The sequence below is a fragment of the Muricoccus nepalensis genome (assembly GCF_006438825.1).
Classification (GTDB): Bacteria; Pseudomonadota; Alphaproteobacteria; order Acetobacterales; family Acetobacteraceae; genus Roseomonas; species Roseomonas nepalensis.
In genome coordinates this window covers 65,678-83,836 of the sequence record NZ_RCZP01000001.1, presented here as the reverse complement: position 1 = coordinate 83,836, position 18,159 = coordinate 65,678, and the positions used below count along the sequence as shown (strand labels likewise).

General features: G+C 75.4%; 19 protein-coding genes. 9 read left to right on the top strand and 10 right to left on the bottom strand.

What is annotated here, in order from left to right:
• Positions 1-117: 117 nt before the first annotated feature.
• Positions 118-501, bottom strand: a complete 384-nt coding sequence (gene rplT, locus EAH89_RS00390) for a 50S ribosomal protein L20 (protein ID WP_140880788.1) — start codon at positions 499-501, stop codon at positions 118-120.
• 18 nt (positions 502-519) lie between these two features.
• Positions 520-726, bottom strand: coding sequence for a 50S ribosomal protein L35 (gene rpmI / locus EAH89_RS00385; protein WP_073132793.1), 207 nt, complete (start codon positions 724-726; stop codon positions 520-522).
• Between the two features lie 227 nt (positions 727-953).
• Between rpmI and EAH89_RS00380 the strand changes: the two genes are divergently transcribed.
• The 6 genes from EAH89_RS00380 to EAH89_RS00355 all read left to right on the top strand — a co-directional run bounded on the left by EAH89_RS00380 (position 954) and on the right by EAH89_RS00355 (position 6,672).
• Positions 954-1,691 carry a metallophosphoesterase family protein gene (locus EAH89_RS00380; protein ID WP_140880785.1) on the top strand — a complete coding sequence of 246 codons (738 nt, stop codon included), beginning with the start codon at positions 954-956 and terminating at the stop codon, positions 1,689-1,691.
• A 5-nt stretch (positions 1,692-1,696) separates the two neighbouring features.
• On the top strand, positions 1,697-3,112 hold the full coding sequence (locus tag EAH89_RS00375) for a serine/threonine protein kinase (RefSeq protein WP_241666775.1): 1,416 nt from the start codon (positions 1,697-1,699) through the stop codon (positions 3,110-3,112).
• Positions 3,109-3,648 carry a deaminase gene (locus tag EAH89_RS00370; protein ID WP_140880782.1) on the top strand — a complete coding sequence of 180 codons (540 nt, stop codon included), beginning with the start codon at positions 3,109-3,111 and terminating at the stop codon, positions 3,646-3,648. Before EAH89_RS00375 ends, EAH89_RS00370 begins: the two co-directional genes overlap by 4 nt.
• A gap of 48 nt (positions 3,649-3,696) precedes the next feature.
• Positions 3,697-4,527, top strand: coding sequence for a diaminopimelate epimerase (gene dapF, locus EAH89_RS00365; protein WP_140880780.1), 831 nt, complete (start codon positions 3,697-3,699; stop codon positions 4,525-4,527).
• A 268-nt stretch (positions 4,528-4,795) separates the two neighbouring features.
• Positions 4,796-5,845, top strand: a complete 1,050-nt coding sequence (gene ftsY / locus EAH89_RS00360; RefSeq protein ID WP_408906279.1) for a signal recognition particle-docking protein FtsY — start codon at positions 4,796-4,798, stop codon at positions 5,843-5,845.
• A complete protein-coding gene (locus tag EAH89_RS00355; protein ID WP_241666774.1) occupies positions 5,845-6,672 on the top strand; it encodes a creatininase family protein in 828 nt (275 codons plus the stop codon). Before ftsY ends, EAH89_RS00355 begins: the two co-directional genes overlap by 1 nt.
• Here the strand turns inward: EAH89_RS00355 and EAH89_RS00350 are convergent.
• The 7 genes from EAH89_RS00350 to ugpA all read right to left on the bottom strand — a co-directional run bounded on the left by EAH89_RS00350 (position 6,666) and on the right by ugpA (position 13,230).
• Positions 6,666-7,091, bottom strand: a complete 426-nt coding sequence (locus tag EAH89_RS00350) for a hypothetical protein (RefSeq protein ID WP_140880776.1) — start codon at positions 7,089-7,091, stop codon at positions 6,666-6,668. The genes EAH89_RS00355 and EAH89_RS00350 overlap by 7 nt on opposite strands.
• Positions 7,088-7,648, bottom strand: a complete 561-nt coding sequence (locus tag EAH89_RS00345; RefSeq protein WP_140880774.1) for an NUDIX hydrolase — start codon at positions 7,646-7,648, stop codon at positions 7,088-7,090. Before EAH89_RS00345 ends, EAH89_RS00350 begins: the two co-directional genes overlap by 4 nt.
• Before the next feature lie 54 nt (positions 7,649-7,702).
• Positions 7,703-7,909 (bottom strand): hypothetical protein, encoded by a 207-nt coding sequence (locus EAH89_RS00340; RefSeq protein WP_140880772.1) that lies wholly within the window; start codon positions 7,907-7,909, stop codon positions 7,703-7,705.
• 147 nt (positions 7,910-8,056) lie between these two features.
• Positions 8,057-10,303 (bottom strand): glycosyltransferase, encoded by a 2,247-nt coding sequence (locus EAH89_RS00335; RefSeq protein WP_140880770.1) that lies wholly within the window; start codon positions 10,301-10,303, stop codon positions 8,057-8,059.
• 53 nt (positions 10,304-10,356) lie between these two features.
• Positions 10,357-11,424, bottom strand: coding sequence for a sn-glycerol-3-phosphate ABC transporter ATP-binding protein UgpC (gene ugpC / locus EAH89_RS00330; protein WP_140880768.1), 1,068 nt, complete (start codon positions 11,422-11,424; stop codon positions 10,357-10,359).
• A 4-nt stretch (positions 11,425-11,428) separates the two neighbouring features.
• Positions 11,429-12,349, bottom strand: a complete 921-nt coding sequence (gene ugpE, locus EAH89_RS00325) for a sn-glycerol-3-phosphate ABC transporter permease UgpE (RefSeq protein WP_140880766.1) — start codon at positions 12,347-12,349, stop codon at positions 11,429-11,431.
• Entirely contained in the window at positions 12,349-13,230 is an 882-nt protein-coding gene (ugpA, locus tag EAH89_RS00320) for a sn-glycerol-3-phosphate ABC transporter permease UgpA (RefSeq protein WP_140880764.1), read from the bottom strand. The genes ugpE and ugpA overlap by 1 nt, the downstream gene beginning before the upstream one ends.
• Positions 13,231-13,498: 268 nt before the next feature.
• Between ugpA and EAH89_RS00315 the strand changes: the two genes are divergently transcribed.
• The 3 genes from EAH89_RS00315 (at position 13,499) to pcaF (ending at position 16,636) form a co-directional block, all read left to right on the top strand.
• The gene (locus tag EAH89_RS00315; protein ID WP_140880762.1) at positions 13,499-14,098 is read left to right on the top strand and encodes a hypothetical protein; all 600 of its coding nucleotides are present in this window, start codon (positions 13,499-13,501) and stop codon (positions 14,096-14,098) included.
• 132 nt (positions 14,099-14,230) lie between these two features.
• Entirely contained in the window at positions 14,231-15,358 is a 1,128-nt protein-coding gene (locus EAH89_RS00310) for an MFS transporter (protein ID WP_206667413.1), read from the top strand.
• 69 nt (positions 15,359-15,427) lie between these two features.
• Positions 15,428-16,636, top strand: a complete 1,209-nt coding sequence (pcaF, locus tag EAH89_RS00305; protein WP_140880758.1) for a 3-oxoadipyl-CoA thiolase — start codon at positions 15,428-15,430, stop codon at positions 16,634-16,636.
• A gap of 16 nt (positions 16,637-16,652) precedes the next feature.
• On the opposite strand, the gene EAH89_RS00300 is transcribed toward pcaF, so the two are convergent.
• Positions 16,653-18,110, bottom strand: coding sequence for a DUF6212 domain-containing protein (locus EAH89_RS00300; protein ID WP_140880756.1), 1,458 nt, complete (start codon positions 18,108-18,110; stop codon positions 16,653-16,655).
• Positions 18,111-18,159 lie beyond the last annotated feature (49 nt).

Sequence of the window (18,159 nt, the reverse complement as noted above, 5' to 3'; positions counted from 1 at the left end):
GCGCGGATCGGCCGCGCCGGCGGGGGCCCCATAGACAAAGGGCCGCGCCGCCGGGGAACATCCCGAACGGCGCGGCCCCGGCCTTCGTCGGAGGGCCCCGGGGGGCCCTCGCTTCCCTTACTCGGCGGCCTGGGCCTGCGTCTGGGCGGGGAGGGCGGCCTTCGCCTTCTCCACCAGAGCGGCGAAGGACGCGGGGTCGTCATAGGCGATGGCGGCCATCACCTTGCGGTCCAGCTCGATCCCCGCGCCCTTCAGGCCGGCGATGAAGCGGGAATAGACGATCCCGTTCTCGCGGCAGGCGGCGTTGATGCGCTGGATCCAGAGCCCGCGGAACTCGCGCTTCTTGTTGCGGCGGTCGCGGTAGGCGTACTGGAGCGCCTTCTCCACGCGCTCGAGCGCGGGGCGGAAGGCGGTGGAGGAACGGCCGACATAGCCCTTGGCGAGCTTGAGGACCTTCTTGTGACGGGCGTGGGCGGTGACGCCGCGCTTAACACGAGCCATTGCTGATCTCCCTCTCGCTTACCGGGGCAGGCCGTAGGGCAGCCACTGCATGACGGTCTTCGCGTCCTGGTCGCGCAGCACCTGGTTGCCGCGGTTCTGGCGCTTCACCTTCTGCGAGCGGGCGGAGAGATTGTGGCGCTTCTTGCCCGGGCCGGCGAGAACCTTGCCGGTGGCCGTGATCTTGAAGCGCTTCTTGGCCGAAGACGTCGTCTTCATCTTGGGCATTTCGGTCCTCCTCGGGTGGGGGATGGGACGGCCCCACCTTGCGCCGCCCCCGTGCCTTTCGGCTCGGAAGCGGGCCGCACCATGCGGCGGGGGCCGGATCCACGGCCGGGCAGCCCATCGAGGCCCGGGACGCGTGGAGGGGCGCGTATAGGGGATGCAACGACCCGCGGCAAGGCCGCCGCGCCGCTTCTGGCGCCCGGCCCCGCCCCGCGCGATGATGGGGCGCGATGATCGCCATCCTCTCCGACATCCACGCCAACCGCGAGGCCCTCTCGGCCTGCCTCGCCCATGCCGACGGCGCGGGGGCAACCCGCCTCGTCTTCCTCGGCGACATCATCGGCTACGGGGCCGACCCCGCCTGGTGCCTCCGCACCGTCATGGACCGGATCGCCCATGGCGCCGTCGCGATCCTCGGCAACCACGACCAGGCCCTCTTCGCCCGCAGCGCCCGCATGAACGGCCGCGCGGCGGCCGCCATGGAGTGGACCCGAGCCCAGCTCAGCCCCGATGCCGGCGACTTCCTCCGCACCCTGCCGCTCGAGCACGCCGAGGAGGACCGCCTCTTCGTCCACGCCGACGCCTCCGACCCCGCGGCCTGGCGCTACGTCACCGGCCCGCTCGAGGCCCGCCGCAGCTTCGAGGGCACGCCGGCGCGCGTGACGATCTGCGGCCACGTCCACGTCCCCCGCCTCTTCGGCCTCACCGCTGCGGAGAAATGCACGGGCTTCACGCCGACCCCCGGCATGCCCGTGCCGCTCTCCCGCCCCCGCCGCTGGCTGGCCGTGGTGGGCGCGGTCGGCCAGCCGCGCGACGGCAACCCGGCCGCCGGCTACGCCCTGCTCGACCCCGACACGAGCGAGATGCGCTGGATGCGCGTGCCCTACGACGTGGAGGCCGCGGCCGGGAAGATCCGCCGCGCCGGCCTGCCGGAAAGCCTCGCCACCCGCCTCTTCGCCGGGGCCTAAGGCCCGTGTCCCCCCGCCGCCCGCACCCGGGCGATGAGATCGACGGCTTCACCCTCGGCCGCGCGCTCCACCAGGGCGGCATGGCCTCCATCTTCGAGGCCACCCACCCGGACCACGCCATTCCCCTGCTGATGAAGCTGCCGCACCTCGAGGGGGGCGATCCCGCGCACATCGTCTCCTTCGAGATGGAGCAAATGATCCTGCCCCGCCTCTCCGGCCCGCACGTCCCCCGCTTCGTGGCCGCCGCCGGCTTCGAGCGGCAGCCCTACCTCGCCATGGAGCGCATCCTTGGCCCCTCCCTGCTCCTGCGCCTGCGGGAGCTGCCGCTCGCGGTGGAGGAGGTGGCCTCGATCGGCGCGCGGGTGGCCGTCGCCCTCTCCGAGCTCCACCGCCAGCGCGTCTCCCATCTCGACGTGAAGCCCGCCAACATCCTCTTCCGCGACAGCCCATCCGGCGGGAAGGGGGCCGCGGAGGCCGTGCTGGTCGATTTCGGCCTCTCGCACCACGGCCGCCTGCCGGACCTCATCGAGGAGGAGTTCCGCATTCCCTACGGCACCGCGCCCTACATGGCGCCGGAGCAGGCCATGGGGCAGCGGAACGAGCCCCGCAGCGACCTCTTCGCCCTCGGCGTGCTGCTCTACCAGTTCGCCACCGGCGCGCTTCCCTTCGGCGACCCCCAGCACCTGAGCGCGGTGCGCAAGCGCCTCTGGCGCGACGCCATCCCGCCCCGGCGCCTGCGCCCGGACCTGCCGCCCTGGCTGCAGGAGGTGATCCTCCGCTGCCTCGAGGTCGATCCCGCCCGGCGGCATCCGACGGCCGCCCAGCTCGCCTTCGACCTCAACCACCCCGAGGCCGTCCGCCTGACCGCCCGCGCCGAGCGCCGCCGGCGCGACGGCTGGCTCAAGGTGCTGGAGCGCCGCGTGAACCAGGACCGCGCCCCCCGCCAGGGCCGTCCGGCCGCGACCGCCCACGCCGCCCCCGTCATCGTGGTCGCGGTGGACCTCCGCGAGCAGACGGCGCCCCTCGCCGAGGCGCTGCGGGCCAGCGTCGGCAACCTTCTCCGCACCCTGCCGGGCGCGCGGGTGGCCTGCGTGAACGTGCTGCTGGACCGCTACCTCGCCGGCGACCCGCTGCAGGACAACCGCGGCCGCTCCACCCACGTCCAGCGCCTCGTCGAGCTCCGCCACTGGGCCGCGCCGCTAGGGCTGGAGGAGGGGCGGATCACCTTCCACGTCCTGGGGGGTTCCGGCGCCGCCGCGCCGCTGCTGGAATACGCGGAGGCGAACGGGGTGGACCATATCGTGATGGGCGCGCGGGCGAACTCGATGTTGCGGACGATGCTGGGCTCGGTCTCCGGGGAGGTCGCGGCGCGCGCGCCCTGCAGCGTCACCGTGGTCCGCGCCCGGGAAGCCTTGCCGTGACGCCGGCGGCGGAGAGCGTCCTCACCCGCTGGGACCGGCGCTACCTGGGCCTGGCCGCCCATATCCGGGAATGGTCGAAGGACCCGCGCGGCCGCGTCGGGGCCGTGCTCGTCGCCCCCGAGCTGAACCGGATCGTCGCCACCGGCTTCAACGGCTTCCCGAGCCGGGTCGAGGACGACGTGGACCGCCTCTCAGACAAGCCGACGAAGCTCGACATGATGGTCCATGCCGAGCAGTCCGCCCTTCTCTTCGCGGGGCGGGAGGCGCGGGGCTGCACGCTTTACGTGGTCGGCAAGCCCGTCTGCAACCACTGCGCCGTGCTCTCCATCCAGGCCGGGGTGCGCCGGGTGGTGGCGGCCGCGCCGCGCAACGGCACCACTTCCGAATGGGACCGGCGCGGCCACATCTCGGCCCGCCTCTTCGTCGAGGCCGGGCTCCGCTTCGACGCGGTCCCGGGCGACGTCCTCGCCGCGCTCCTGCCGGGGGAGGCCGGCGCTGCCGCCACCCTCGACCCCACCCCCACGCCCGCCGGCTAGGGCCCGCCGCTTCCGGCGGGGCTCCCGGGCGCCTATATCGGCCCCGCGATGATCATCCCCTTCCGCAAGATGCACGGCCTCGGCAACGACTTCGTCGTGCTGGACGCCCGCGCCGCGCCGCTCCCCGTCAGCCCCGCCCGCGCCGCCGCCATCGCGGACCGCCACCGGGGGATCGGCTGCGACCAGTTCATCGTCATGGAGCCGGCCGGGGAGGGGGCGGACGTCTTCATGCGCATCCGCAACCCCGACGGCTCCGAGTCGGGCGCCTGCGGCAACGCCACGCGCTGCGTCGCCGAGCTGGCCATGGAGAGCGCCGGGCGCGGCGCCGCGACGGTGCGGACCCTCTTCGGCGACCTTCCCGCCGAGCGCCTGGCCGACGGCACGATCCGCGTGGACATGGGCGCCCCCCGCCTCGGCTGGCGCGACGTGCCGCTGGCGCGCGAGATGGACACGCTGCACCTGCCCCTCTTGGCCGGCGGCGCGGCCGACCCGGCGGCGCTCTCCATGGGCAACCCCCACGCCACCTTCTTCGTGCCCGACCTCGACGCCCTCGACATCCCGGCGCTCGGCCCGCGGTTGGAGCACGATTCCCTCTTCCCCGAGCGCGCCAACATCGGCTTCGTGCAGGTCCTCGCGCGCGACCACCTCCGCCTCGTGGTCTGGGAGCGTGGCGCGGGCCTCACCCTCGCCTGCGGCTCGGGCGCCTGCGCCGCCCTGGTGAACGCGGCGCGGCGCGGCCTCTCGGCGCGCGAGGCGACCGTCAGCCTGCCCGGGGGCGACCTGCGCATCGCCTGGCGGGATGACGGGCATGTGCTGATGGCCGGGCCCGTCGCGACGGCGTTCACCGGCATGATCGACCTGGACGCCTTCCCGGCGTGACCGCGGCCGCGAAGGAGATGGCATGGCGCTGAAGGACCTCTGGGGCCGGTTCGTCAACCGGGTCACCGAGCCCGAGAGGCCGCCGGAGCCGCCCCCCGCCCCGCCGGAGGAGGCCCCCGCGGCGCTGGTCCCCGCCGGGCCGGCGCCGGGGGCGGGCCTGCCGGACCACCTCCTGCCGCCCGTGCCGGGCCTGCCCGGCTTCACGCCCCCCGCCCCGGCGCCCCTGCCCGCGGAGGAGGGCGACTTCCCGCAGGCCCCGCGCCCGGCCATGCCCGGCATTCCCGAGGAGCCGCGGGTCGACGAGCCCGAGGTGGTCGAGGAACCCGCGGACCTCGAGGAACCGGAGGAGGACGAGGCCGCCCTCCCGCCATCCGCGCCCCCGGAGGCGCCCGTTCCCTCCGGCGGCTTCTTCGCGCGCCTCAAGGCCGGCCTCTCCCGCTCCACCGCGCGCCTCACCGAGAACCTCACCGGCCTCTTCCGGAAGCGCCGCCTCGACGACGAGGCGCTGGAGGAGCTGGAGGAGACGCTCATCGCCGCCGATCTCGGCCTGCCCGCCGCCCAGCGCATCGTCGCCGGCTTCCGCCGCACGCGCTTCGGCAAGGAAGTGGGCGAGGACGAGGTGAAGGCCGCGCTGGCCGAGGAGATCGCGTCGATCCTAGAGCCCGTGGCCCAGCCCTTCGAGCCGGACTGGGGGGTGAAGCCCTACGTCGTCCTCGTCGTCGGCGTGAACGGCACGGGCAAGACGACCACCATCGCCAAGCTCGCGCAGAACTTCCGCGCGGAGGGCCGGCGCGTGATGATGGCGGCCGGCGACACCTTCCGCGCCGCCGCCGTCGAGCAGCTCCAGATCTGGGGCGAGCGCACGGGCAGCACCGTCGTGGCCCCCGTGAAGGAGGGCGCCGACGCCGCCGGCCTCGCGCACGAGGCCCTGCAGCGCGCGCGCGCCGAGGGCGCGGACATCCTCCTCATCGACACCGCCGGCCGCCTGCACAACAAGGCCGGGCTGATGGAGGAGCTGCGCAAGGTCGTCCGCGTCCTCCGCAAGCTCGACGAGGCCGTGCCCCACGCCGTGCTGCTGGTGCTCGACGCCACCACCGGCCAGAATGCCGTGCAGCAGTGCAAGGTTTTCCGCGAGATGGTGGACGTGACGGGGCTGGTGGTGACGAAGCTCGACGGCTCGGCCAAGGGCGGCGTCGTGGTGGCGCTGGCCGAGGAGTTCGGCCTGCCCGTCCACGCGGTGGGCGTGGGCGAGACGGCCGCCGACCTCCGGCCCTTCGAGGCGCGGGACTACGCGCGCTCGCTGGTCGGCCTCTCCTGATGCGGCCCAGCCCGATGCACGAGGTGCGCTGGGAGCGGCTGACCGCCCCCGAGATCGCCGGGTGGGCCGCGCGCGACGCGACCGTCATCCTGCCCGTCGCCGCCCTTGAGCAGCACGGCCCGCATCTGCCGGTCTGGACCGACAGCCTCATCGGCCATGCCGCGGCCATCCGCGCGGCGGAGCTGGTGGCCGAGGACGCGCCGGCCCTCGTGCTGCCGCCGATGTGGCAGGGAATCAGCGAGCACCACCTTCCCTTCGGCGGCACCATCAGCCTCGACTTCCGGACGATGCAGGCCGTCATCGCCTGCGTCGCCCGCTCGCTGCGCGCCTGCGGCTTCCGCAAGCTGATGCTGTCCAACTCCCACGGCGGCAACATCGAGCCGCTGCAGGTCATCGCGCGCGAGCTGGGCGCGGAGATGGGCATGCCCGTCGTGGCCGTGACCGTGCACCAGGCCGCGGCCGCGGCCATCGCCGGCATCCTCGAGACCCAGTCCGCGACGCAGCACGCCTGCGAGGCCGAGACGAGCCTCTGGCTCGCGCTCGACCCCGATCAGGTGCGGACGGACGAGGTGGCGGGCGCCCTCTCGAACGGCGGCCCCTCGGTCGGCGGCAGCGCCTTCCAGCGCTTCTGGTCCTTCGCGGAGCGCGCGCCCGGCACCGGCGTCCGCGGCGACCCGCGTGCGGCGACCGCGGAGAAGGGCGAGCGGATCCTGGCCGCCATCGCGGAGGCCCTCGCGCGCGGGCTGCGCGACCCCCTCCTCTGGTCCACGCCCGACGACGTCTGGACTCCCGGCCGCGCCGGGCGGGGCGGCGGCGCGCCTCAGTAGGAGAAGGGGATCTCCAGCCGCGCCCCGGCCGCGGGGTCGCGGTAGAGCCGGTCCTGCCGCTCGGTGTAGCTGCTGGTCCCGCCGGACTGCCGGCGGCTGTCGGGCAGGCTCCGCGGCTCGATCAGGTCGGGCCGGAGGCGCGTCACCTGGCGCTCGGCCGGCGGCCGCGGCCCCTCGATGGAGCGGTCGGGCATCGGCGCGATCTCCGCGCGCGGCACCGGCGGCGGGGCGGGCGGCGCCTCGGCCACGGGCGGCGGGGCCGGGCGGCGCGGCGCGGGGCGGCGAACCGGGCGCCGGCGCGGCGTGGGGGCGGGACGCGCCTCGGCCGGCGCGGCCTCGGCCTGCACCGCGAGGAGGGGCAGCGCGGCCGCGGCGGGCGTCCCGAGGAGAAGCGCGGAGAGGGCGAGGCCGACGATCATTCGGCACCTCCGACCATGGCGGCACCGGGGAGCGGGCGGGTGCCCCGCGCGTCCTCGGGCGGGTTGAACACGGGCGGGCCGGGATGGCCGAGGCCCTCCCGCCAAGCATGCAACGCCCAGCGAACGGTGGGAAAGGCGATTTCGTCCCAGGGAATCGCCTCCCAGGCAAAAACCTGGACATCGAGGCTTTCCGGCCCGGCGGCGAAGCCGGGCTCCGCCAGGTGGGCGCGGAACATGAGCTGCACCTGGCCGATCCGCGCGACGGAGTAGACGGCGAGCAGGCCCTCGAGGGTGATCCGCGCCGTCGCCTCCTCCCAGGCCTCGCGTCGGGCGCCTTCCTCGACGGTCTCGTTCATCTCCATGTAGCCGGCCGGGAGAGTCCAGAAGCCGCGGCGCGGCTCGATCGCGCGCCGGCAGAGCAGCACGCCGCCGTCGACGGCGACGACGGAGCCGACGACGATCTTCGGGTTCTCGTAGGCGACGAATCCGCAGCTTCGGCAGGTCAGGCGATCGCGGTCGTCGCCGTCATGCCGCACGAGATCGAATTGCCCGGACATGGGGGGAGCATGCCGCCCGCCCCCGGCCGCCACAACCCCCTTCGCCCCGCCGAGCTAGACGCGGAGGTCGAGCAGCGAGCCGCGGGGAAGGGGGGAGGTCGGCTTGGGCGGGACGGTCTCGAGCAGGCGCTGCGTCGGCGAGGCCTGGGCCACCCCCTCCGTCGAGCGGGCGGGGGTCGGGCGGACCGGCCGCACTTCCCCGATCCCCGCGGCGCGGGAAACGTCCTGCGTGAAGGCAGCCAGGGAGTTGGTGCTGATCATGCGCAGGATCGTGCCCGAGAGTCGTGAATCCGCGGTTAAGCGGCGGCGGCGAGGAGGGAGGGCGACCGGGCGGATGCGCATGGCCGAGCCTCGCCGGGCCGGCCGTTAACCTTCCAGCAACCTATGGCTGCATTCGGTGCGGCGCCGTCACGATGCCGCGCGCAGGGGCGGCAGGCGCTGGGCCTCCAGGAAGTCCAGCCGCGCCAGCAGGTCGTCCGCGCGGCAGAGCATGAGGGCGCGCAGCCCGCTCCCGGCGGGCGCGTCGATCTCGAGCTCCAGCACCTCCGTGCCCTCCGCAAGCTCGACGGGAAGCACCGCCGCGAAGTCGCCGCCGGGCGGGGCGGGAATGGCGGCCGTGCCCAGGGGCGCGCCGTCCGCCCGCAGCGCGAGGCCGAGCGGCGCGCCGCCGGCGCCTCGCAGCTCGAGGTGGAGGCGGAGCGCCCCCGCGGCGCCCTCCGGAAGGCGCAGCCGCAGGCGCGCGGTCCCGCCCGTGAAAGGGGTGCCCCAGTCCTCCGGGGAGAGCCAGCCCGCGCCGTCGCGGATCGTGTCGGAGAGGGCGATCGCGAGGTCAGGCCGCGTCGCGTCGGAGCGCCGGAGCGCGACGCGAAGCCCGAGCGGCAGCGCCAGGCGACCGGCGGGCGGCACGACCGCGCGGGCGGCGAAGGCGGCGACGCCGGCCGTGACGTCCGCCAGCACCGCCTCCCAACGCCGCGGCGCGCCGCGCGACGCGACCACCCGCTCCGCGGCCGCGAGGGCGCCGGGCTCGAAGAGCAGCCGCTCCACCGCCGCCGCCATGTCCCCGTCGCTCTGCGGCTCGACGAAGACCGCGCCGCCCGCGCCGGATTCGAGCAGCGCCGAGTGGCGCGGCACCACCGGCACCTTCCCCCAGGCCATGCTCTCCGTCACCGGCAGGCCCCAGCCCTCGTGGTGCGAGTTGTAGACGGTGAAGAGGCAGTCCCGGTACAGCGCCGAGAGCGCGCCGTCGGACACGCCGTGCAGCACGACGACGTGGCGCGACAGCTCCGGGCTCCCGGCCAGGAGGTTCGTCGCGGCCTCCACGCCCCAGCCGGCCGCGCCGACGAGGACGAGCCGCGGGATCCGCCCGGGCCCGTGGCGGCGGAGAAGGGAGAGCCAGGCGCGGAGGACCGTCAGGTGGTCCTTGCGGCTCTCGATGGTCGCGACGAACAGGGCGTAGGGCTCGGGCGGCCGCGGCGCGCGCGTGCCCTCCAGCGCGGCGGCGTCGGGCGGGGCGGTGCCGCGCGGGTCGCCGTCGAGGCGAACGACCTCCATCGGCAGGTCGAGGCCTGGCAGCAACGCGTCGAGGAAGCGCCGCCCGTCGGCCCGCGTCGCCTCCGAATTGCAGAGCACGCCGTGGGCGTGCACCCCCATGGCCGCGAACCAGCGCGCGTAGTCCTCCACGAGAGTCCGCACGCAGTGCTCGGGCATCACGAGCGGCACGCAGTCGTGCAGGAAGGGGACGTAGCGGACGCCGCGGGCGCGCTGCGCCGCGCGCAGGCCGCGGAAGTAGTCGGGGATGCCCCAGGAATTGCCGAGGTTCACCAGAACCTGCCCCTCGGCGAAGGCGTGGGCCGGCGCGCCCGCCGCCAGCTCGGGCACGGCGTCCCGTGCCTCGATCCAGGCTGGGTCGGCCGTGTCCGCCCCCGCGCCGGCGGCCTCCAGCAGGCGGGCGAGGTCCTCGCGCCGCAGGGCGCGCCAGGTCGCGCGCGGCCGCTCGAAGGCGAGGTAGGCGGCGTCGGCGCCGCTGCGGAGCGCCGCCCCGAGCAGGCTCGCCTGCACCCGCTGGATGCCCGTCAGCGTCCGCCGGTGGGCGAAGTGCATGAGCAGGTCGGTCACGTCGAAGGCGATGCCCTCCTTGCCCGGTAGCGGGAGGGCGGGCGCCGCCCGGCCGCCCGGCCGCAGCACCGCCGCCGTCCGCGGCGCTGCCGCCCTAGCCGCGGGGGAAGGCGCGGCGTCGGCCGGCACGGGCGGCCGGGGGGGCGCGGGCGTCCCGGCGCCGGGCGCGGCCTGGAGCCCCGCCTCCGCCTCGGCCGCCGCCGGCGCGCCGGGGTCGAGCGCCCTGGCGAGCCCGTAGGCCCGACGTGCCTCGCCCTCGCGCCCGAGCTGGCGGAGCGCGTGGCCGCGGTGCAGGTAGGGCAGCGGCTCGGCCGGGGCCTCGGCGATCGCGGCGTCGAAGGCGAGCAGCGCGGCCGCCGCGTCGTCGGCCGCCCGCCAGGCGTGGCCCTGCCAGAGAAGGTCCTCCCAGGGCGCCTCCGCGAGCCCCGCCGCGCGCCCGTAGAGCGACGCGGCCTCGGCCGGCCGCCCGGCGTGCCAGGCCCGCGCGGCCTCCGCCCGCAGGGGAAGGGCCGCTTGGGTGGTGTCGTGCCGGTCGTCCATGGCGGATGGGTTAGCGGGAGAGGGCGCCCGCCGGAAGGGGTTCGTGTCCGCGGTTACGGATCGAGGCGGCGCCCCGTGTCGGCGTCGAAGACGTGCAGGTGCGCGGGCGGCAGGCGCACCGGCAGCCGGTCGCCGAGGAAGGCGCCGGGCATCCGCGCGGTGACCGCCATGCCGCCGGCCGAGCGGCCGTGCACCACGGTCTCGGAGCCCAGCGGCTCGATCAGCTCGACCGTGAGCGGGATGGAGCCCGGGCCGTCGCCGGGCTCGACGTGCTCGGGGCGCAGCCCGAGGGTGATGGGCATGCCGGCCGCCCCCGGGCGGGGCCCGTCCGCGAAGGGGATGAGCGTGCCGTCCGGCAGCCGGGCGGCCCCGTTGCCCTCGTCGAGCGAGGCCGGGATGAAGTTCATCGCGGGGCTGCCGATGAAGCCCGCGACGTAGGTGTCGGCGGGGCGGGAGAAGATCTCCATCGGCGGCGCCACCTGCGCCGGGCGCCCGGCGTTCATCACGACCAGGCGGTCGCCGAGCGTCATCGCCTCCACCTGGTCGTGCGTGACGAACAGCGAGGTGACGCCGAGGCGCCGCTGGAGGCGCCGGATCTCGGCGCGCATCTGCACGCGGAGCTTCGCGTCGAGGTTCGACAGCGGCTCGTCGAAGAGGAACAGCGCGGGCTCGCGCACGATGGCCCGCCCCATGGCGACCCGCTGGCGCTGCCCGCCCGAGAGCTGCTTCGGCCGGCGCTCCAGCAGCGGCCCGATGCCCAGGATCTCGGCCGCGGCCGCGACGCGGCGCTGTATCTCCGCGCGCCCCATGCCCCGAATCTTCAGCCCGTAGGCCATGTTCGCGAAGACCGTCATGTGCGGGTAGAGCGCGTAGTTCTGGAACACCATGGCGACGTCCCGGTCCGCCGGCTCCAGCCCCGTCACGTCGCGCCCGTTGATGACGACCTGGCCGGAGCTCGGCGTCTCCAGCCCGGCGACGATGCGCAGCAGGGTGGACTTGCCGCAGCCGGAGGCGCCGACGATCACCACGAGCTCGCCGTCAGCCACCTCGAGGTCGATGCCGTGCAGCACCGTGGTGGCGCCGAAGGATTTCTTCACGTCGCGGAGGGAGAGGGTGGCCATGGGGCTATTTCTCGGTCTCGGTCAGGCCGCGCACGAACCAGCGCTGCATCAGCGCCACCACGAGCACGGGGGGCAGGAGGGCCAGCACGGCGGTGGCCATGATGGTGTTCCACTCGTTCTGGGAGTCGCCCCGCCCGATCATCTTGGACAGGCCGACGACGATCGTCTCCATCGAGCGGTCGTTGATGATGAGCAGCGGCCAGAGATACTGGTTCCAGCCGTAGATGAAGAGGATGACGAAGAGCGCGGCGATGTTCGTCAGCGACAGCGGCAGCACGACGTCCTTGAGGAAGCGCAGCGGCCCCGCGCCGTCGATCTTCGCGGCCTCGACGAACTCGTCGGGAATGGTGAGGAAGAACTGGCGGAAGAGCAGGGTCGCCGTCGCCGAGGCGATCAGCGGGATCACCAGCCCCGGCCAGGTGTTGCCGAGCTGCAGGTCCACGATCACCTGGAAGGTCGGGATGATCCGCACCTCCACCGGCAGCATCAGCGTGATGAAGATCGCCCAGAAGGCGAGCATCCGCCCGGGGAAGGAGAAGAACACCACCGCGTAGGCCGAGAGGATCGAGATCGCGATCTTACCGACTGCGATGGCGACGGCCATGATAAGGCTGTTGACCAGCATGGTGGAGGCCGGGGTGGTGTGGGTCCGCCCGCCCCCCTCGTTCCAGGCTGTCGCGTAGTTCTCCAGCGCGTGCGCGCCCGGCAGCAGGGGCACGTCGCCGCGCCCGATGGTGCCGGCGTCGTGGGTGGAGCCGACGATGGTCATGTAGATCGGGAAGGCGACGATCAGCACCCCGAGCAGCAGCGCGCCGTGCGCGAGCAGGCGGGAGAGCACCCGCCGCCGGCGCGTGGCCCGGAACAGCGCGTCGTCGCGGATCGGCTCGGCGAGCGGCGCCGCCGCCGGGATCGCGGTTCCCTCCATCAGTAGTGCACCTTCTTCTCGACGGCGCGGAACTGCACGGCGGTGAGGCCGATCACCAGCACCATCAGGATGACGCTCTGCGCCGAGGAGAGGCCGAGGTTGAGGTTCTGCACCCCGTCCACGTAGACCTTGTAGATGAGCGTCTCCGTCGCCTGGCCCGGCCCGCCGCTGGTGAGCGCGTGGATGATCCCGAAGGTCTCGAAGAACGCGTAGGTGAGGTTGACGACGAGGAGGAAGAAGGTCGTCGGCGAGAGCAGCGGGAAGATGATGGACCAGAAGCGCCGCGCCGGCCGCGCGCCGTCGATCGCCGCCGCCTCCAGCACGCTCGCGGGGATAGACTGCAGGCCCGCGAGGAAGAAGATGAAGTTGTAGGCGATCTGCTTCCAGGCCGCGGCCACGATGATGAGGATCATCGCGTGGGTGCCGTTCAGCCGGTAGTCCCAGGCGACGCCGACCGCGTTCAGCCAGCGCCCGATCAGCCCCACCTGCGGCTGGAACAGGAAGAGCCAGAGCACGGCCGCGACCGCCGGGGCGACCGCGTAGGGCCAGATCAGCAGGCTGCGGTAGACCGTGACCCCCCGCAGCGACTTGTCCGCCTGCACCGCGAGGAAGAGCGACAGCCCGAGGGCCAGCCCCGCCACGCAGCCGGAGAAGACAAGGCTGTTCATCGCGGCGTTGAGCCAGTTCGGGTCCGTGAGCACCTCCCGGAAGTTCTCCAGCCCCACGAATTCCTGGGAGAGCCCGAAGGCGTCCTCGCGCAGGAGCGACTGGTAGATCGCCCGCCCGGCCGGCCAGAAGAAGAAGACGACGGTGATGGCAAGCTGCGGCGCCAGCAGCGCGAGGGGCAGGACCCTGCCGCGAAAGATGACCTTTTTCCTCATCGCGCCCTCTCCCGCGCCGGCGGGATGCCCCGCGCGGCGCCAGCCTGTCAGGTGTTGCGGGGGGCGGGGAAGGCCCCCGCCGCCGGTGCCCCGCCGGGAAAGCGGGGCGGGCGCCCCCGGGCGCTGCCCCTCCCGGCGGCCTTGGCGCGCCGTCCGGGCCCGCCGGGGCAGACTACAGCCGGCCGGGGGGATTGTGGAAGGCACGTCACCGTATGTGGAAGGGCGGTCATCAAGAGCCCGTTCACCCTTCTCCCGGCAGGATGAGGGGATGGAATTGTCAACGCCCGTCCTCCTGGTCGGCATCGGCCTGCGCAAGGCGCCCAACCGGCCCGCCGTCCGCGTCGGGCGCATCGCGGGGCTCGTCGCGGGGCCGGAGGGCGCCGGGCCGCTTCCGCCGAGCGCCCTCCGCCTGCCCGAGCCACTCGCCTTCGCCGGCCTGCCTGAGCTCCGCGCCTGGCTCGTCGCGCGCGAGGCCCGGCTGGCCGCGGCGCTGCACGCCATCGGGGGGTGCCGGGAGCTCGGCATCGAGCTGCACGAGGACGCGGCCGGCCACGCCGCCTGGCTGCGCGACGGGGACGAGGGCCTGGCGGGCGGCGCCGGCGCCGGGCCCGCCCGCGCGGCGCGGCGCCACCTGATCGGCCAGCGGGTCGAGGCCATCCTGGCCAGCGCGGCGCGGGCGGCGGTGCTCCCCACTCCCGGCGCGGCCCCGTCCTCCTGGACCGCCGCGGTGCCCGCCGCGGCGGTGCACCGCCTCCGCGCGGCACTCGACCTCGAGGCGCGGCGCCTCGTCGGCACCGGCCTCTCGCTCCGCCTCGGCCCGCCCGGGGGCAGCGGCGGCCTCGCCCGCGCCATCCTCCAGGACGCCTGAGCCTCGACGCCTGGAGCCGGGGCGCCTCCGGGGCCGCGCGGGCTTGAAGGGGCGGGCCTTCTCCCGCTTCATGGCGGGGTGCGAAGGACCCAAGCATCCCCGCCGGGGAGCCCCGGCGGCCGGCGCCGGGTGGTGGGCGCGCTCGGCGCGGCGCAGACCCTTGCCTGGGCCTGCTCCTACTACCTGCCCGCGATCGTCGCCGCGCCGATGGCGGAAAGCTTCGCCCTGCCGCCGAGCGCCATCTTCGGGGCCTTCTCGGCCTCCCTCCTGCTCACCGCCGTGCTCGGTCCCTGGGTGGGGCGCGTCATCGACCGCAGCGGCGGCCGGTCGGTGCTGGCGGGCTCGAACCTCGCTCTGGCCGCCGGGCTGCTGACCCTCGCGGTGGCGCCCCCGGCCTGGCCGGCCGTGCTCTTCCTCGGCTGGGGGCTGCTCGGCCTCGGCATGGCGCTCGGCCTCTACGACGCGGCCTTCGCGACCCTCGCGGGCCTCTACGGGAAGGACGCGCGCGGGCCGATCTCGGGGGTCGCGATGATGGCGGGCTTCGCGAGCGCCATCGGCTGGCCGCTCACCACCTGGCTCGCGGCGGAGCTCGGCTGGCGCGGCGCCTGCGCGGTCTGGGCGCTGCTCCAGCTCGGCCTGGCCCTGCCGCTCCACCTCCTCCTCGTGCCGCCCGCGCCCCCGCCGCCGGCCGCGGCGCCCAGCACCGAGGAGCCGGAGGGCGCGGCCGGCTGGGGGCAGCTCGCGCTGCTCGCCGTCGCGCTCACCGGCTCCGGCTTCAACATCGCGGCGATGGCGGCGCATCTCCCGGGGCTCCTCGCCCGCAGCGGCGCCTCGGCGGAGGTCGCCCTCGCTGCGGCGAGCCTCGTCGGGCCCATGCAGGTCCTCGCGCGCGTGCTCGACGTGGTGCTCCTCCGCCGCCTGCACCCGCTCACCACCGCGCGGCTCGCCACCGCCGGGCACCCGCTGGCCGCGCTCGCGCTCGGCCTCGGGCTCGGCCCCTTCGCCTTCGCCGTCGTCCACGGGGCCGGGAACGGGCTGCTCACCATCGTGCGCGGCACGCTGCCGCTCGCGCTCTTCGGCGCCCGCGGCTACGGCGCGCGGCAGGGCATCATCCTGGCGCCCATGCGGCTGCTGCAGGCGCTCGCGCCGCTCGCCTTCGGGCTGGCGCTGGAGCGCGCGGGGCTCGGCGCCCTCTGGATCTTCGCGGGCGTCGGCCTCCTCTCCCTCCTCGCGCTCGCCCTCCTGCGGCGGCCGCGCTAGCGCACCCCTTGGCAGGGGGCGCGGGATGCGCTTCCTGGCGCCCCCGGACAAGGAAGCAGGGGACCCCACATGCCCGAGGCATTCATCTGCGACGCGGCCCGCACCGCCATCGGGCGCTACGCCGGCGGGCTCGCCGCCGTTCGCCCCGACGACCTCGGCGCGGTGCCGCTGCGGGCGCTCATGGCGCGGAACGAGGGCGTGGACTGGGCCGCGCTGGACGACGTCGTCTTCGGCTGCGCCAACCAGGCCGGCGAGGACAACCGCAACGTCGCCCGCATGGCGCTCCTGCTGGCGGGGCTGCCGGACAGCGTCGGCGGCAGCACGGTCAACCGCCTCTGCGGCTCCGGCATGGACGCGGTCGGCATCGCGGCCCGCGCCATCAAGGCCGGCGAGGCCTCCTTCATGATCGCGGGCGGGGTGGAGAGCATGACGCGCGCGCCCTTCGTGCAGGGCAAGAGCGCCGAGGCCTTCGGCCGCCACGCGGAGATATACGACACCACCATCGGCTGGCGCTTCGTGAACCCGCTGATGAGGAAGGCCCACGGCGTGGATTCCATGCCCGAGACCGCCGAGAACGTGGCCCAGGACTTCCAGGTGAGCCGCGCCGACCAGGACGCCTTCGCGCTGCGCAGCCAGGCCCGCGCCGGCGCCGCCCAGAAGGCCGGGCGCTTTGCGGAGGAGATCGTCCCCGTCACCATCCCCCGCCGCAAGGGCGACCCGGTGGTCTTCGCGGCCGACGAGCACCTCCGCCCCGACACCACGGCCGAGGCGCTGGCGAAGCTGCCCACCCCCTTCCGCAAGGAGGGCGGGTCGGTCACCGCCGGCAACGCCTCGGGCGTGAACGACGGTGCCTGCTCCCTCCTCCTCGCCGACGAGGCGATGGCCCGCCGCCAGGGCCTGACCCCACGCGCCCGGGTGGTGGCCTCCGCCACCGCCGGCGTGCCGCCCCGCATCATGGGCTTCGGCCCCGCGCCCGCGACGCGGAAGGTGCTGGAGAAGGCGGGGCTCAAGCTGTCCGACATGGACGTCATCGAGCTGAACGAGGCCTTCGCCGCCCAGGCGCTGGCCGTGACGCGCGACCTCGGCCTGCCCGACGACGCCGAGCACGTGAACCCCAACGGCGGCGCCATCGCGCTCGGCCACCCGCTGGGCATGAGCGGCGCGCGGCTGGTGCAGACCGCGACTCACGAGCTGCACCGCCGCGGCGGCGGCTACGCGCTCTGCACCATGTGCATCGGCGTCGGCCAGGGCATCGCGATGATCATCGAGCGCGTCTGAGCCCCTCCGCCCCGCCTCAGGCGGGGCGGGCCGCGGCCCGGAGCGCCCGCGCGCCCTCCACCCATTCGGGCGCGGCGTCCGGATCGATCCCGGCCTGCCGGCATCCTTCCTCGACCACCGCCGGCAGGACGGCGAGGAGGGCACGCACGAGGGCGGCGTCGCGCGGGTGGGAGACGAGATCCAGGAAGTCCGCGACCTCCCCCTCGGCGACGCGGAGGAGAGGGCCGAAGCGGTCGCTCTGCCGCCCCAGCCATTCCTGGAACACGGGCGGCCATTCCGCGCCCAGCCGGAACTCGAGCCGCGGCCCCCCCTCGCCGGGCGCGATGTTCACCCGGACCAGCGGCCATTGCTCCGCCCCGGCGGCAAGGCTGCGGGTCTCAAGGTCGAGATGGCGGTGCGGCCCCTCCGCCTCGTAGCCCTTCAGCCGGACGCCCTCCTGCGTCGCCGCCACCGCGTCGTCGGCGTTCGGCGCCACGGCCGGGGGCTCCGGCGCCGCCACCTCCCGGGGGTCGGAAGGGGCAGAGGGAGGCGCCCACTTCTCCGCCTCGGCCGGGGCCGGATCGCCGGCCTCCGCCCCTGCGGAGAGCGCCGCGCCCTCGACCTCCACTACCGCCTCCTCCTCCCCGGCCCGCAGCCCAATCGCAAGGGTGCCGCGGCCGAGGAGGGCCGGGACGGGCAGGGAAAGGGCGGCGCCCTCCTCCAGCGGCCGCCATCCCGTCCAGGCCGCGCCGGGCGCCTCGCGCAGGAGGTCGGCCGGGTCCGCCGGCGCCTCTCCCTCCGGGCGAAGCCAGGCGGCCACCGACGCCCCGCGCCCGCTGCCATGCGCGAGCGAGACCCGCAGCCGGTCGCGCCCGCCGGCCTCGACGCCGGGCAGGAGGAGGATCGCCCGGCCGCGTGGGCGGGCCCGGAGCAGCGGGCGCGGCGCCTCGTCCCCGAGGGCGACGAGGTCGATTCCCCCCTCCATCGCGCGGGCCGCCGCCCAGTCGATCGCGCCGTCCGCGCCGACGACGCAGGCTTCCTCGGGAGGCAAGGCAGCGGGGCCGGCGTCCTCCTCGGCCGGACGTTGCCGCGGCGGCTCCGCCTCGCGCAGCCACGCGGTGGAGAGCGCCTCCGCCGCCGCGGCGAGCAGCCCGCCCAGGGCCTCGGCCCCCGTCGCGGCCACCACCGGGTAGGGCGGCGGCCGGAGGGAAGGGCCCTCCCACCAGCGGGCGAGCGGGGCGAGGACCCGCGCGTCCGGCGCCACCAGGGCCAGGGCGCCGGCCGGCGGCTGCGCGAGCGGGGCGGCCTCCGCCGGGTCGGGCGCCCGCGTGCCGAGCGGGTGGAGCAGCATTCCGCCCGCCCGCACCGAGGCGATCCAGACGTCCAGCGCCGGGGAGGCGATCGGCGAGGGGTCCGCGACCCCCTCCGAGACGATGACGAGGGGCGATCCCTCCGCGAGGCGCGGCAGGTGGGCGGGGGCGGCGCGAGGGATCAAGGCAGAGGCACCTCGTCGAAGCGGGCCCCGGGCCCGGGATGGCCCGCCG